Source organism: Streptomyces sp. NPDC098789, from assembly GCF_044759975.1.
Lineage (GTDB): Bacteria > Actinomycetota > Actinomycetes > Streptomycetales > Streptomycetaceae > Streptomyces.
Genome location: NZ_JBIWAJ010000014.1, coordinates 148,297 through 163,744, shown reverse-complemented (window position 1 = coordinate 163,744; position 15,448 = coordinate 148,297). Strand labels below are relative to the sequence as shown.

Sequence of the window (15,448 nt, the reverse complement as noted above, 5' to 3'; positions counted from 1 at the left end):
GCCCCTCGCGGGGTGTCCACTGGGAGGAGCACCGTGGACGAAGGGTTGGGCGTCGGATGACCGAGGAGAAGCAGGGCTTCTGCACCCTGTGCAAGTCGAAGTGCGGTGCGCTGTACACCGTCGAGAACGGACGTCTCACCGGTGTGCGCCCGGATCCCGACCATCCCACCGGCGCCGCCATGTGCCCCAAGGGCCGGGCCGCCCCCGAGATCGCCCACTCCACCGGCCGGCTGACGACACCGCTGCGCCGCACCCGCCCGAAGTCCGACCCCGACCCGGGCTGGGTCCCGATCGGCTGGGACGAGGCCATGGCGGAGATCGCCGCCAGGATGCGCACGATCGCGGACGAGAGCGGCCCGGAAGCGGTCGCCTTCGCCGTGGCCTCGCCGAGCGCGTCGGCGATCTCGGACTCCATCGAGTGGTTGGAGCGCCTGGTCCGCTCCTTCGGGTCCCCGAACACGGTCTACAGCACCGAGATCTGCAACTGGTACCGGGACGGCGCGCACCTCTTCACCTTCGGCGCCCCGCTCCCGCCGCCCGACTACGCCGCCGCCGACCTCGTCGTCCTGTGGGGGTTCAACCCGGCCAAGACCTGGCTGGCGCAGTCCGCCGCCCTCGGCGCCGCCACGGCCGCCGGGGCGAAGCTCGCCGTCATCGACCCGCGCCGCTCCACCAGCACCCTCCGGGCGGACGCCTGGCTGCGGATGCGCCCCGGAGCCGACGCCGCCCTCGCCCTCGGCCTGGCCAACCTCCTCATCGAGGGGCGCGACTACGACGAGGCCTTCGTCCGGAGCTGGACCAACGCCCCGCTCCTGGTCCGCGCCGACACGGAGGACTTCCTGCGGGCCGCCGACGTCACGGGAGGCTTCGCGCAAGGCGTCGGGGAAGGGGTGGCGGGAGCGGACCGCTTCGTCGTCTGGGACCAGGAGGCGGACGCCCCCGCCGGTTACGACACCGCACGCGCGGCCGACCGCCCCGAGCGCTTCGCCCTCCGGGGCAACCACCGCATCGAGACCACCGACGGGCCGGTCACCTGCGTGCCCGCCTTCCAGCTGTACGCCGACGCGTGCGCCCAGTGGCCGCTGGACCGGGTCGCCCGGACCACCTGGATCCCGGAGCGCGAGGTGCGCGCGCTGGCCGACATGATCATCGAGGCCGGCACCGTCGCGTACTACGGCTGGACGGGCGTCGCGCAGCACGCCAACGCCAGCCAGATCGAGCGCGCCCTGGCCACCCTCTTCGCCCTGACCGGCTCCTTCGACGCACCCGGTGGCAACCGGCAGGTCGCCTTCCCCCCGTACGCCCCGGCCACCCACCCCGGGCAGCTCGCCCCGGAGCAGCGCGCCAAGGCGCTCGGCATCGACAAGCACCCGCTCGGCCCGCCCGCCTCGGGCTGGATCAACGCGGGCGACCTGCGCACCGCGATCCTGACCGGCGAGCCCTACCGGATCCGTGCGGTGATCGGCTTCGGCTCCAACCTGGTCATGAGCCAGCCCGGCTCCGACCTGACCGCCGAAGCGCTGCGGGAGCTGGAGTTCCAGGTCCACGCCGACCTCTTCCACACCCCCACGAGCAGCACCGCCGACATCGTCCTGCCGGTCAACAGCGCCTGGGAACACGAGGCCCTGCGCTTCGGCTTCGACATCGACCAACGCGCGCAGGAGCACGTCCAGTTGCGGCAGCGGATGGTCGAGCCCCAGGGCGGGTCCCGGTCCGACCTGGAGATCGTCTTCGACCTCGCCCGCCGCCTGGGCCTGGGCGAGCTGTTCTTCGACGGCGACATCGAAGCCGCCTGGAACCACCAGCTCCAGCCGCTGGGCCTGACCACCGAGGAGCTGCGCGCCCGGCCCGGCGGCATCCGCGTGGAGCAGCCCGCCACCCACCACCGGTACGCGCGCCCCTGCCCGGACGGCACGGTCCGGGGCTTCGACACCCCCACCCGCAGGGTCGAGCTGTACTCCGGGCGCCTCGCCGCCCACGGCTACCCGCCCGTCCCCGTACACGTCGACCCGGCGCCGACCAGCCGGGCCTTCCCCCTCGTCCTGACCAGCGCGAAGAGCGGCTACTTCGTCCACAGTCAGCAGCGCTCGATCACCTCGCTGCGCCGCCGTTCCCCGGAGCCGATGGTCGACATGAGCCCGCGGGCCGCCGAGGCCCGCGGCATCGGGGAGGGCCAGTGGGTCGAACTGGCCACCGCACGCGGCAGCATCCGCCTGCGGGCCCGTTTCGACGCGTCCCTGCACCCGGGGGTCGTCGTCGCCGAGTACGGCTGGTGGCAGGCTGCGCCCGACCTCGCGCTCCCCGGCCCCGATCCGCTGGCCGCGACGGGCAGCAACATCAACGGCCTCATCGACCACACCGTCACCGACCCCCTCAGCGGTGGCGTCCCCCTGCGCTCGTCGGTGTGCGAGATCCGGCCGCTGCCCGCGGGCAGCGACCCCAGTTGGTCCGGTACCCGTCCCTTCACCGTCACCGCGATCGGCGCGCAGGGGGAGGGCGTACGCACCCTGGAACTCGCCCCGGCCGACGGCGGAGCCCTGCCCGACTACCGGCCGGGCCAGCACCTCACGGTCCGCGCCGAGGACGCCACCGGGGCCGCCGCGCAGGAGCGCGGAGCGCGCTCGTACTCCCTCACCGGCCCCGCGCTCCAGGCCGACCGTACGGCCTACCACCTGGGCATCCGGCACGTCCCCGACGGCAGCTTCTCCGGCTACGTCCACCGGGAGCTGGAGGTGGGGGACCGGCTCCACCTGGCCACCCCCGCCGGTGTGTTCGCGATCCCCACCCACACCCGCCACCCGGTCGTCCTCCTCGCCGGCGGCATCGGCATCACGCCCTTCATGAGCTACCTCGAAACCCTCGCCGCCACCGGCGGCAGTGTCCCCGAGGTCGTCCTCCACTACGGCGTGGCCAACTCCGCCGACCACCCCTACCGCGCGCGGCTGCGCGAACTCCAGGCTTCGATACCGGTGTTGCGCGTGGTCACGCACTACGCCCGGCCCCTCGCGCAGGACCGCCCGGGCGCCGACCACACGGTCGCCGGCCACATCACGGCCGACCACATCGACCCCGCGCTCCTCGAAGGGCGGGCCCGCTTCTACCTCTGTGGTCCCGCCGCGATGACGGACGCCCTCACCGGGGCGCTGAAGCGGTGGGGCGTGCCCCGCTTCGAGGTCTTCAGCGAGAGGTTCCGCCCCGCGGTCCGCGAGGTCACCGTCCCCGACGACGCCTCCTTCACCGTCCGCTTCGGCCGGTCCGGCAAGGACGTCACCTGGACCAAGAAGGACGGAACGCTGCTGGCCCTCGGCGAGAGGGCCGGGGTGAAGATGGCCAGCGGCTGTCGGGTGGGCCAGTGCGAGAGCTGCGTGACCCCGGTCCTCAAGGGCGCGGTCACCCACCTCGTCACGCCGTCCGAGGACCTTCCCGAGGACGACTGCCTCACCTGTCAGTCCGTCCCCGCGAGCGACCTGACCCTGGACGCCTGAGGCTCCGTGCGTCACGGGCGGTGGATCAGCCGACGAGCACGCCCTCCTCGGCGGGGGCCGCGGCGGGCTGCGGTCGGACGTCCCGCATGAGGACGGCGGCGAGGACGGCAGCGGCGAGGACGCCGATCGCACTGATGGTGAAGGTGGTCGACATCGAGGTGGTGAAGGCGTCCCGGGCCGCCCGGACCAGGCCGCCGTCGCCCCCGGCCACCTCCAGCGCACCGCCGATCGAGTGCTTCGCCGCCTCGGGGGCGTCCGCCGGCATCTGCCGGGTGAAGCCGCTGGTCAGGAGCGAACCGAGGATGGCGATGCCGAGGGCCGTACCGGCCTGCTGGATGGTGTCGTTGAGGGCGGAGCCGACGCCCGCCTTGTCCTGCGGGATGGTCCCCATGAGGGCGCCGATCGCGGCGGGCATCGCCAGACCCGCGCCGAGACCGAGCAGGCCGAGGGCGACGGCGGGGACGGTGAAGCCCGTGGTGGCCGACACGGTGGCCAGCAGGCCGAAGGCGGCGGCCATGACGACCATGCCGGTCAGCACCAGGAGGCGGTGGCCCACCTTCGCAGCGAGCCCGGCCCCGGCGCCGTTGCCGATGAGCGCGGCGATGGCGAGCGGTACGAACGCGAGACCGGCCTTGACGGGCGAGTAGCCGAGGACGAACTGCAGGTACTGGGTGAGGACCAGCAGCAGACCGCCGTTGCCGATCTGCACCAGCGTCAGTGAGAGCGAACCACCGCTGAAGTTGCGGTGCTTGAAGAGCGCCAGCGGCACCATCGGCGAGGGGGTGACGTTCTCCCAGACCACGAACCCGGCCAGGGCGACGACCGCGACGCCCAGGGTGACGGCGGAGCGGCCGTCGAAGGCGCCGTGCTGCGGGATCTCGATGATCCACCAGATCAGGGCGGTCATGCCGGCCGCCGACAGCACCGCGCCCAGCGGATCGGGCTTCTGCCACGGTCCCTTGGACTCGGGCATGAGGGTGAAGGCCGCGAGGACGGCCAGGACGACGACCGGGACGTTGATGAAGAAGATCGAGTGCCACGTGAAGTGGTCGATCAGGACACCGCCGAGCACGGGGCTGCCGACCAGGCCGAGCATGGACACCGCGCCCCAGGCGGCCATCGCCCTGCCGCGTTCCTCCTCGTCGAAGACGGTGATGAGGATCGACAGGGTCGAGGGCATGATCAGCGCGCCGCCGACGCCCATCGCGGTGCGTGCGGCGATGACTTCGCCGGGGGTGGTGCAGTAGGTCGCCGCCAGCGACGCCACCCCGAAGAGCAGGAGGCCGATGACCATGACCTTCCGACGGCCGAACCGGTCGCCGAGGCTTCCGGCGGTGAGCAACAGCCCCGCGAGGACCAGGATGTAGGAGTCGAGTATCCACTGGGCGTCCTGGGCGCTCGCGCCGAGGTCGGCGGTCATCGACGGCACCGCGACGGTCAGGGCCATGCTGTCGACGACCAGGACCAGCGTGCTGAGACAGAGCACGATGAGGATCCACCAACGACGTGGGTTGCGGGTTTCCATGGGACGTCCTTCCGGGCTGAGCACACTGTTCCTTCGTTGCGCACACTGTACGCATCGCGGAACAGTGTGCGCAAGAATCGAGATGTGTACGCTGGATGCGAACGATGTGCGCAGAAGAGGAGTCCTCATGACCGCCAAGAGCGACGCGAACGCGATCCCGTCCGTGTGGGCCCGCGAGCAGCGCGAGGTGCAGCAACCCGCTCTGAACCGGGCCGCGATCGTCCGCGAGGCGGTGCTCATGCTGGACGCCGAGGGCATCGACGCGCTCAGCATGCGCAAGCTCGGCGCCCGACTGAAGGCGGGCGCGACCTCCCTGTACCGGCACGTCGCGACCAAGGAGGAGTTGATGGAGCTGGCCGTGGACGAGGTCTGCGCCGAGATCCTCGTCCCGTCACCGCAGCGCGCGCGGGAGGACTGGCGCACGGCCGTCAGCGAGGCGGCCCTGTCCTTCCGCGGTACGGCCCTGGACCACCCTTGGTTGGCCTCGGTCCTCGGCCAGGCGGGCCTCGCCTACCTGGGCCCGAACCTCATGTCCTTCTCCGACCGGTTGGCGGCGCTCTTCGCCGCCGCCGGATTCCCGGAGCCGAGCCGTGCGATCGACACGGTCCTGGGCTACGTCATCGGCATGAGCACCACCGAGGCGGCGTGGTTGACCACCGTCGCGCGCTCGGGCGAGACCGAAGCCGGATTCATCGCCCGCCTCATGCCCGCCGCGCGGGTGGCGGTGGCGGACCACGAGCACCTCACCGAGGCCTACGCCCCGGTCGAGGACGTCGACCCCGCCGAGATCCGCGAGGTCAAGTTCGCCTACGGGTTGGAGGTCGTCCTCGACGGCCTGGCGCTGCGGCTGCCGCCGGCCGCGTAACGCACCACCGCTCCCCGGACGGCCGCGACCCCGCGCCGCCCGCACCCCGGACGACCGCGGAGGTCGCCGGGGAGCGGTGGGCGCCGCCGGATCAGACCGCTACGGGAGCGGGGGCGGCAGCGGTCCCATCGGTCGAGCCGGTCTTCTCGGCCGTGGTGGTCGCACCGGTTGCCGGGGTCGCCGCGGGAGCCTGCTCCGGTGTCCCGGGCCGGGGCGCGGAGTACATGACCGAACCCTGCTTGTTCTCCTTCTCGATGAGCCCCTTCTTGGCGAGGAGCTCCAAGGTGTTGCGCACCACCTGGGTGGAGGCGGGGCGCTCGGGGTGTGCCTGCGCCAGTTCGCCGGCGACCTCGCTGACCATGCGGGGTTCCGCGGCGCTGACGAGGAGGGCCAGGACGAGTTCGCGCCGCGGGGGCTCCGTGGCGCCGGTCGCCGCGGCCGTCGCGGGCTCCTTCGCGGTGCTCGCCTTCGCCGCCTTCTCGGTGCTCGCCTTCGCCGCGGGCGCCGCGGTCCTGCGCGCGGGGGTCTTGCGCGCCGTGGACTTGGCCGGGGTGGCGGCCTTGGTCGGAGCGGCGGCCTTGGCCGGGGTGGCGGCCTTCGCGGGCGCGGTGGTCTCCGCGGCGGCGGTGTCCGCCACCACCGGGGCCGGGGCGGGGGCCTTGGCCGCGGTCTTCCTGGGACGTGCCGTCTTGGTGCCCGCCTTGGCCGTGGTGGCCGCGGTGGCCTTCTTCGCCGTCCGGGGCCGGGGGACGACCGTGGTGTCGGCGTCCGGTGTCACGGGTGTAGGTGCCGGCGGCGCCGCGGGCAGTGTGCCCTGCATGCCGGAGAGCCAGCCCTCGTCGGACTTCAACTGCTCCAAGCGGGCCCCGAGATCCGTGAGCTGCGCGGTGATGGTTTCCTGTTCCTTGCGGTTGACTTCGAGATCTGCGGCGAACCGCTGCGCGTACACGTTGTGGATGGGCGTGCTGTCGGGCTCGTCGGCCATTGCGGCTCACTCTCCTCGTACCTCACGGTGTTGCTGCCAGATGCTATGCGCCATCGGACACCCGCAGTTCCTTCCCCGTAAACTTCGTCGCACTCCTCCGGCGGCCTGCACGCATGTGTGCGGGGAACGTAGCCTGCCTCGGGTGAAGAAGACCGTGACGTACGTCGAGATGACCGACCGGAGCCGCCTCGTTCCCGGTGCGCTGGTCCCGGGCATGGCCCTGGTCGCCGTCGTGGGGGACCTGTCGCCGGTCTCCGACGTGATGGCCAGGATCGGAGCGCCGTACCACTGGCGCAGCGCCCGGCGCGGCCCGCAGGAGTGGCGGGCGTGGTTCGTCGAGCATCCGGAGCGCACGTGTTGGCTGCTGACCTTGGCGGACGAGCCGGCCGGCGCGGTCTGTTACGACGTCCACCCGGGCGGCGACGTGGAGATCAGGACGTTCGGGTTGCTGCCGGAATTCACCGGCCAGGGTCTCGGCGGTCATGCGCTGACGCTCGCGATCCGGCAGGGGTGGGACGTGGTCCCGGGGGTGCGCAGGGTGTGGTTGCACACCTCCTCCGCGGACCACGCGAACGCGTTGCCCAACTACCACCGTCGCGGGTTCCACACCTTCAAGGTCGAGGAGCAGGACGGCTGAGACGGGACCCGACCGGTGGCATCGGCCGGTCGGGTCCCCCTGGGCGCCCTTCGCCGCTGTCCGTCGTGGGGCGCACGGCCCGCTCAGGCGGAAGGGTGCGAAGTCTCGTTCTGGAAAAGGGAGTTGCCGAGGTGTCGGCGGCAACGCCTCACTGTTCGGGGATCCGTCCGCACAGCCAGTTGCCCGGCTCCGTCGGATCGTCACTGATCCAGAACTGCTGCCACAGCGTGGCGAACTCCGTGCGGTCGAGGTGCCCGTCGCCGTTCAGGTCGAGCCGCTCGAAGACGCCCGCCACGTCGACGGGGCGGCCGTTCCACGTCTCGACGAGCCGGTGGTGCTCCTCGGGGGAGATGCGGCCGTCGCCGTTCGTGTCCACCGCGTCGAAGACCGTGTGCGCCGTCGCGGTGACGTCGGCCACCATGGCGGGCAACCGGTCCACGAGGGACAGCAGCTCGGCCATGTCGACCGCGCCGTCGCCGTTCGCGTCCCCGGCCTCCAGCAGCGCCGCCCACCACCCCATCAGCAGGGCCTCCACCTGCGCGCGCAGCCCCGTACCGGCCCCCACGCGCGGGAGCAGGCTCCACCGGGCGACGAGCGCCCTGAAGTCCTCCTCGCGCAAGTAGCCGTCCCCGTCCGCGTCGAACGCCGCGAACATCCCCCGGAGCTTGCGCTCCTGAAACGCACTGGCCATGAGCGGCCTCCCTCGTCGCCGAAACGCATCGTGAACCCGTCGTGCCCCCACCACGCCCTGCGGCGGCGGGCAGCGCGTCACTCTAGGGCGGGGTGCGCCCGCGTTCCCACCGGCACATGCATGCGAAGGGTCACCCGCGGGGCGGCGGGGTGCCGACGGGCGCCGCGGGCGCGCGATACCGTGCCGGTCATGTCGGAACGCACAGCGCGCGACGTCGGCCCGGCCGGCATCGACATCGCCTACGAACGCTTCGGCGCCCCCGGCGCGCCGCCCGCCGTCCTGATCATGGGAGCGGGAGCCCAGATGATCAACTGGCCGGAAGGGTTCTGTCGGGAGTTGGTCGATCGCGGCCTCCAGGTGATCCGGTTCGACACCCGGGACAGCGGCCGGTCGACGCACTTCCCGGACGCGCCCGTGCCGGACTTCCCGGCGGCCCTGGCGGGTGACCTCTCGACGGCGTCCTACACGCTCTCCGACCTGGCGGCCGACACCGTCGGCCTGCTCGACGCGCTCGCGCTGACCGATGCGCACCTCGTCGGATCCTCCATGGGCGGGATGATCGCCCAGATGGTCGCGATCGAGCATCCGGACCGGGTGCGGTCACTGACCTCGATGATGACCACGACCGGGGAACCGGGTGTGGGGGAGGCCGATTTCTCGCTCTTCGCCGGGCTGGGCGGGCCGCCGCGGGACCGGGAGGGGTTCGTGCGGTGGCAGGTGCGGGCGCTGCGCCTCGCCGGGTCGCCCACCCTCCCGTTCGACGGGGCCGCCGCGGCCGAGCGGGCCGGACGGGTCTTCGACCGCGGTTACGACGCGCTCGGCATGCAGCGCCAGGGCCTCGCGGTCGTGGCCACGGGCGACCGGACCGCGCGGCTGCGGTCCCTGCGCGTGCCCACCCTCGTGGTGCACGGCGCCCGCGACCTCGTGTGCGACGTCAGCGGTGGTCGGGCCACGGCCGCCGCCGTCGCGGGGGCCGAACTCGTGGTGCTGGAGGAGATGGCCCACCACCTGCCGCGGGAGCTGTGGCCCGAGGTCGCCGGCCTGATCGCCGACCACGTCCACCGCGCCGAGGCCGGCGCCGTACGGGCGCCGCGCGGGCCGGGGAACTGACACAGTCGCGACCGCGACGTGGACCCGCGCGGTCCCCCCGCCGAGAATCGTCTGCAAGCGGTGATCGTAGCTCTCTGGTGACGGGCGCATTCGCCGTGTAGCTTCTGTTCCAGCTGTCGTGGTTCGCAGTTCCTGCCCGCGCCCTGGCGTGGGCGTTTTGCTGTGCAGTGCCGGACCAGGGCGATCACCTCCGGGTCCGCGCGGTGCGGATCCGACATCGACTGAGAGGCATCATCATGGCCAGCGGAACCGTGAAGTGGTTCAACTCCGAAAAGGGCTTCGGCTTCATCGCGCAGGACGGCGGCGGCCCCGACGTCTTCGCGCACTACTCCAACATCAACTCCACGGGCTACCGTGAGCTGCAGGAGGGCCAGGCCGTGACCTTCGACATCACGCAGGGCCAGAAGGGCCCGCAGGCGGAGAACATCACCGCCGCCTGATCTGCGCAGAACCGTCCGCCCGCCCCGGAGTCACGGACCCCGGGGCGGGCGGAGTGCTGTGCGGCGACCTCCCGTAGGAATGATCACGGTGCATCCTGGGTAGCCGCGTCAGGTGATCACCGTCGGCGTCGAAGAGGAGTACGTCCTCCTGGACCCCGCTACGGGGCTGCCCGCACCGCTGGGCGAGGAGGTCCGCCGGGCCGCCGGCCTCGGCGCGGTCGCGGACCCCGACGAGGTGCAGGACGAGCTGCTCCAGGCCCAGGTCGAGGTGGCCACCGCCGTGTGCACGAGCCTGGCGGAGGTCGGGGGACACCTGCTGCGCCTGCGGCACGCCGTGGCCTCGGCCGCCGAGGACAGCGGCTGCCGGATCGCGGCCACGGGCGCCGCGCCGCTGCGGGGCCCCCTGCCCGTACCCGTGACGCAGACGCCGCGCTACCTGCGGATCGGGGGCGCGGCCCGGCAACTGGTCGACGAGCACCTCATCTGCGGGATGCACGTCCACGTGGCGGTTCCCGATCGGCCGACGGGCGTCGCGGTGCTGAACCGGATCCGCGGCTGGCTGCCGACGCTCCTGGCCATGTCCGCCAACTCGCCCGTGTGGGAGGGCCGGGACACCGGGTTCGCGAGCTGGCGCACCATCGTCTTCGGCCGCTGGCCCGTCAGCGGTCCGCCGCCCGCCTTCGCCGACGCCGCCGACTACGAACGGCGCCTGGAGGCGCTGGTGGCCGCCGGGGTCATCGCCGACCGGGGCCAGGTGTACTGGCAGGCCCGGCTGTCCGACCGCTACCCCACCGTCGAGGTGCGCTGCCTGGACGTCCAACTGCGGGCCGACGACGCGGTCATGCTCGCCGGGATCGTCCGCGCCCTGGTCGCGACGGCGATCGCCGAGGAGGAGGCCGGCGCCCCGTCGGCGACGCTGGATCCGGAGCTGCTGCAGGCGGGCACCTGGCACGCGGCCCGCTACGGGCTGAACGGCACGCTGACGGACCGGGACGGGCGTCCGCACAGCAGCGGCGACACGTTGTGCTCGCTGCTGCGCCACATCACCCCGGCGCTGGAGGCCGCGGGCGACCTCCGCCAGGTGAGCGCCCTCGTCCACCGCCTCCTGCGCGAAGGCACCCCCGCCGACCGGCAGCGCCGGGCCCTGGCCGAAACCGGCCTACCGGGCCTCGTCGACCTGATCACCGCGGCGGGGGCCGGAACCTAGGGGCCCACGCTCCGTTGATCAAGATCGTTCATACGCGCGCGGCATGCTCAATGCCGGACCCCACAACGCGGGGGCCGATTCTCCGTAGCCTGCTTGTACGCGTGACCGTCCCGCGCCGCCGATACGCTCCCGAGGAGGGCACCTCGAACTCGCACACCCACTCGGCACCAGCGGAACGGACCCCACCCCTTGAGCCTCCGGCAGATCGACCCGAAACAACGCGGCTTCCTGATCGTCAACTCCCACCCCACCGGCTCCGCCGAGACCGTCGAGCGGATGTGGGAGCGGATCCCGGCCCGCAGCGACGGCAGCAGCCCCGTGGTGCTCCTGCTGGGCCACAGCGCCGGATACGGCCTGGCCACCCTCCTCACCGGTCTGCGCCAGCACGGGATCCGGGGCGTCGGCGTCGCCTACGAAGGCGCCGAGACCGAGCGCCGCACCGCCACCGCCGGTTGGTACCGCACGGCGGCCGCCGCCCGCCTCGTCGAAGAGGCCGGCAACGACTTCCTCTTCGTCAACACCGACGCCTTCTCCGACGCGGGCAAGGCCGAGGTCCTCGACCTGGTCGAGGAACGGTTCGGGCAGGTCGACCACCTGATCTACAGCCTTGCCGCGCCCCGCCGCACCGACCCGGCCACCGGCACCGTCCACCACTCGGCGATCAAGCCGCTGGGGCAGCCCTACCAGGCCCCCGCGCTCGACTTCTCCCAGGCCGCCCCCGCGGTCACCAGCATCCGCCTGGAGCCGGCCACCGAAGCGGAAGCGCACGACACCGTGCAGGTCATGGGCGGCGCCGACTGGCAGCTGTGGGTCCGCGCGCTCGCCGCGCGTGCGCTGCTGGCCGAGCGCTTCACCACCGCCGCGCTCACCTACATCGGCTCCGAACTGACCGCCCCGGTCTACCGCCAGGGCACCATCGGCGCCGCGAAGCAGCACCTGGAGAACACCGCCGGCGAGCTGAACGAGAGCGTCCTGGCGGGCGCGCAGCGCGCCTTCACCGTGGTCGCGGGCGCCGCCGTCACCCAGGCCTCCAGCGCCATCCCGTCCATCGCCCTGTACACCGCCTTCCTCCACACCGTCCTCGGCGACGGCTTCCGCACCACCGCCCAGCAGGCGGAGGACCTGTGGGACCAGCTCACCGGCACCACGGCACTCGTCACCGACGAGCAGGGCCGCATCCGGCTCGACGGCTGGGAGCTCGACCCGAAGGTCCAGGACCTGGTCCGGGAGCTGTGGGCCGACCCGCACGCCGGATTGGCGCGCTCGCCCGAAGGCGCCGCCTGGTTCATGGCCCAGCTGCGCGAGCTGTACGGATGGGGCCTCGACGGCGTGGACTACGACCGCCCCGACCAGACCACCGTGAGCTGGCCCGTGCCCGCGGCGCGCAAGACCGGCTGAGCGGGCCCGTCACGCCGAGCGGGAGCGGGCCGGTGGGGCTCGTCCGGGTGGTCGCCGGCGGCCAAACGGGTCAATCGGGCCGGTGCCGTGGTGGGCCGCGGCCCGGGACGGGCCATCGTGAGCCGGTCCGGCTCACGGGCGGGCCCGCAGGTCCGCCGGTCTTCTCCCGTGCGAGGGTTCATGGCGGCGTTCCTCATCGTGGCGTGCCTGTTGTTCGCGTGGTCCGTGACCGCGGAACGGCTCGCCCGGTGGAGCGTGACGGCTCCCCTCGCCTTCGCGCTCGCGGGCGCGTTCCTCAACAGCGGCGAGGCCCCGTGGGTCCAGGAGAACCTGAGCCAACACGGCTTCCAACGGGGCGTCGAGGTGGTCCTCGCCCTGCTGCTGTTCCTGGACGCCTGCGAATCCACCGAATACCACCGGCTGAAGACCACGGCGGGCGAGTGGCGCCTGCTCGGGATCGCCCTGCCCCTCACCATCGGCACGGCCACGCTCATGGGAGCCGCACTGTTCCCCGACACCGGGTGGTGGCTGCTGCTCGTCACCGCCCTGGTGGTGATGCCCATCGACCTCGCGCCCATCTCGACGCTGCTCGCCGACGAACGCGTACCCCTGCGGGTCCGCGCCGCCCTCAATGTGGAGGGCGGTCTGAACGACGGGCTGATCTCGCCCCTGTTCGTCTTCGCCGTCGCCCACGTCACCGCGGCCGGCAACAGCGGTGTGGGGGCGCTCGTGTGGCGGGTGGTGCGCGAGTCCGTGACGGCCGTCCTGGTCGGCGCCCTGTTGGGAGCGGGGGCCGCCTGGCTGGTCAGGCGCGCCCTCGCGGCACAGTGGGCGACCCCGGAGAGCCTGCGGCTGGCCACGCTGGCGGTCCCCTTCCTCGTCTACACGGCGGCCGTGCTCGCCCACGGCAACGGATTCGTCGCGGCCTTCGTCTCCGGCGTCTGCTACGCCCCGGCCGCCCGCGCGCTCGGCCACGCCAACCTCTCCCTCGTCCACCACGTCGGGCAGGTGCTCGCCTTCGCGGTCTGGTTCGTCCTCGGCGGCCTGACGATCGACCAGTTCGCCGACGGGATCGGCCTGGCCGAGCTCGGCTACGCCCTGCTGGCCCTCACCGTGGTCCGGTTCCTGCCCGTCATGCTGTCCCTGACCGCCACCGTGCTGACGGTGCCCGAGCGCGCGGCCGTCGGCTGGTTCGGGTCCCGGGGTGTGACCTCGATCGTGTTCGCCACCCTGGCGGCCGGACAACTGCCGCCCGAGGAAGCCGACTTCGTCGTCACCCTGATGTGCGCGACCGTCCTGCTGAGCGTGCTCCTGCACGGACTGTCCGTCCGCCCGATCGCGCTCGCCTTCGCCCGCGGGGCGGCCGGGAGCCGGGCCGTCAGCAGGGGGACGAAGGGCCCTTCTGGCGCGTGAGGTCGGCATTGGACATCCAGCCCGCGCCGGTCGAGCCGTCCACCCGGACGTACGTCCACTTGTCGCCGTCCGCGTTCACCACGTAGCAGTAGTAGCGGAGCTTGGTGCCGCTCTTGGTGGTGGAGGCGTCGGGGCACCGCTCGTACGGGCCCGTTTCGAGGTGGACGTCGCCGGCCGTGTAGCCGTAGCTTCCCGGGCTCGGGTCCTTGTGGCTCCATCCGCTGCAACTGGTGGACGCCGAGCCGGGTTTGGTCGTCGCCGAGGACGGGGTGCGGCGCGGGGAGGCGCTGGCCGAGGGCTTCTTCTTCGTGCTGCGGGTGGGGGAGGCGCTCGGGGTGGCCGCGCCGTCCGTCGCCGTGCCCGCATCCGGCCGGCCGATCGTGGAGGGGCCGGCGCCCCCTGCCGCCCGCCCGCCACCGCGCCCGCCGCCCTGTCCCGCAGACAGGGCGTAGGCCACGCCGCCGGCGCCGAGCACGGCGACGGCCGCGAAGACCGTCACGGTACGGGTGCGGCGCCGGGCCCGCGCGGTGTCCGCGGGGGTGTGCCGCGTACCGGTCGGCGGCACGCCGGGCGCCGGGTGCCCGGCGTCCGGGGCCTGTGCGTACGAAGGCTGTGCGTACGAGGGCTGCGGCAGTGACGGGTGTGCGTACGCGGGCCGCGCGTATGTCGGCCCGGGGTGCGGGGGCGCGTACGGCTGGGGGTGCGGCTCGGCGAGCACCGGCGGCGGACCGAAGGAGCCCGTGGTGGGAGCCGGCGCGCCGACGGGCGGGGGCACGGCGGCGGGCGGGTTCGGGGCGGCGGGCAGGGGGTGCGCCGGCCGGCCCGCCGCCACCTGGTCGAGCATCGCGCCGGCCTGGGCGGCGGTCGGCCGCTGCGCCGGGTCCTTCGCCATCAGTGCCCGCAGCACCGGCATCAGCGGCCCCGCCCGCCGGGGCTCGGGGAGCGGTTCGCTGACGATCGCCGAGAGCGTCGACCACGCGGAGGTGCGGCGGAAGGCGACGGTGCCCTCCACCGCCGCGTACAGGGTCATGCCCAGCGACCAGATGTCCGCCGGGGGTCCGGGCTCCTGACCCTGGGCGCGCTCCGGCGGCAGGTAGTCGAGGGAGCCGATGATCTGGCCGCTGCGGGTCAGCTTGGACGCGGCCTCGTCGTCGGTGGTGTCCATCGTGGCGATGCCGAAGTCCGTGAGCACCACCCGGCCGCCGCGCTCCAGCAGCACGTTCCCCGGCTTCACGTCCCGGTGCAGGACGCCCGCCCGGTGCGCGGCGTCGAGGGCCCGCATCAGCTCGGCCCCGATCGCCGCCGCCTCGCGCGGATCCAGCGGGCCGCGCTCGCAGAGCACGTCGTCGAGGGACGGGCCGTCGACGAGTTCCATCACGATGACCGGCAGTCCCTGGTCCTGCGTGACGTCGTGCACGGTGACCACGCCGCCGTGCCGGATCCGGGCCGCGGCCCGCGCCTCCCGCTGCATCCTGGTCCGCAGGTCGGCCAGCTCCGGTCCGCTGGCGTCGGTGTAGGCCCGCAGGATCTTGACGGCGACCTCACGGCCCAGCAGTTCGTCCAGTGCGCGGGCGACCACGCCCATGCCGCCGCGGCCGACCACCGCGGTCACCCGGTACCGGCCTCCCAGCAGCCTGCCGACCAGTTCGTTGTCGTTCGCTTCCCCCGTCGGCACCGCACGCCCCGTTCACA

12 protein-coding genes are annotated in these 15,448 nt (G+C 73.2%); 8 read left to right on the top strand and 4 right to left on the bottom strand.

Annotation, left to right across the window (positions count from 1 at the left end; genetic code table 11):
* The first annotated feature begins 56 nt into the window (after positions 1–56).
* Complete coding sequence (locus ACIQWR_RS26670) at positions 57–3,485, top strand: molybdopterin-dependent oxidoreductase (protein WP_404014297.1); 3,429 nt, start codon at positions 57–59, stop codon at positions 3,483–3,485.
* A 25-nt stretch (positions 3,486–3,510) separates the two neighbouring features.
* Here ACIQWR_RS26670 and ACIQWR_RS26665 read toward each other — a convergent pair whose 3' ends face one another.
* Positions 3,511–5,010, bottom strand: coding sequence for an MFS transporter (locus ACIQWR_RS26665; protein WP_404014292.1), 1,500 nt, complete (start codon positions 5,008–5,010; stop codon positions 3,511–3,513).
* 127 nt (positions 5,011–5,137) lie between these two features.
* Between ACIQWR_RS26665 and ACIQWR_RS26660 the strand changes: the two genes are divergently transcribed.
* Positions 5,138–5,875 (top strand): TetR/AcrR family transcriptional regulator, encoded by a 738-nt coding sequence (locus ACIQWR_RS26660; RefSeq protein WP_404014289.1) that lies wholly within the window; start codon positions 5,138–5,140, stop codon positions 5,873–5,875.
* A 91-nt stretch (positions 5,876–5,966) separates the two neighbouring features.
* Here the strand turns inward: ACIQWR_RS26660 and ACIQWR_RS26655 are convergent, their stop codons facing one another.
* Positions 5,967–6,860, bottom strand: coding sequence for a hypothetical protein (locus ACIQWR_RS26655; RefSeq protein ID WP_404014286.1), 894 nt, complete (start codon positions 6,858–6,860; stop codon positions 5,967–5,969).
* A 142-nt stretch (positions 6,861–7,002) separates the two neighbouring features.
* Between ACIQWR_RS26655 and ACIQWR_RS26650 the strand changes: the two genes are divergently transcribed.
* Complete coding sequence (locus ACIQWR_RS26650; RefSeq protein ID WP_404014283.1) at positions 7,003–7,497, top strand: GNAT family N-acetyltransferase; 495 nt, start codon at positions 7,003–7,005, stop codon at positions 7,495–7,497.
* Between the two features lie 148 nt (positions 7,498–7,645).
* On the opposite strand, the gene ACIQWR_RS26645 is transcribed toward ACIQWR_RS26650, so the two are convergent.
* Entirely contained in the window at positions 7,646–8,188 is a 543-nt protein-coding gene (locus tag ACIQWR_RS26645) for an EF-hand domain-containing protein (RefSeq protein ID WP_404014279.1), read from the bottom strand.
* Between the two features lie 189 nt (positions 8,189–8,377).
* Between ACIQWR_RS26645 and ACIQWR_RS26640 the strand changes: the two genes are divergently transcribed.
* From ACIQWR_RS26640 to ACIQWR_RS26620, 5 genes are all read left to right on the top strand, one after another.
* Positions 8,378–9,298, top strand: a complete 921-nt coding sequence (locus ACIQWR_RS26640; protein WP_404014276.1) for an alpha/beta fold hydrolase — start codon at positions 8,378–8,380, stop codon at positions 9,296–9,298.
* A gap of 236 nt (positions 9,299–9,534) precedes the next feature.
* Positions 9,535–9,738, top strand: a complete 204-nt coding sequence (locus ACIQWR_RS26635) for a cold-shock protein (protein WP_328929665.1) — start codon at positions 9,535–9,537, stop codon at positions 9,736–9,738.
* A gap of 112 nt (positions 9,739–9,850) precedes the next feature.
* Complete coding sequence (locus ACIQWR_RS26630) at positions 9,851–10,945, top strand: glutamate--cysteine ligase (protein WP_404014272.1); 1,095 nt, start codon at positions 9,851–9,853, stop codon at positions 10,943–10,945.
* A gap of 189 nt (positions 10,946–11,134) precedes the next feature.
* Positions 11,135–12,343 (top strand): enoyl-[acyl-carrier-protein] reductase FabV, encoded by a 1,209-nt coding sequence (locus ACIQWR_RS26625; protein WP_404014269.1) that lies wholly within the window; start codon positions 11,135–11,137, stop codon positions 12,341–12,343.
* 180 nt (positions 12,344–12,523) lie between these two features.
* On the top strand, positions 12,524–13,756 hold the full coding sequence (locus ACIQWR_RS26620) for a cation:proton antiporter (protein WP_404014267.1): 1,233 nt from the start codon (positions 12,524–12,526) through the stop codon (positions 13,754–13,756).
* Here ACIQWR_RS26620 and ACIQWR_RS26615 read toward each other — a convergent pair.
* Positions 13,722–15,431 carry a protein kinase gene (locus ACIQWR_RS26615; protein WP_404014264.1) on the bottom strand — a complete coding sequence of 570 codons (1,710 nt, stop codon included), beginning with the start codon at positions 15,429–15,431 and terminating at the stop codon, positions 13,722–13,724. The two genes, ACIQWR_RS26620 and ACIQWR_RS26615, sit on opposite strands and share 35 nt — an antisense overlap.
* Positions 15,432–15,448 lie beyond the last annotated feature (17 nt).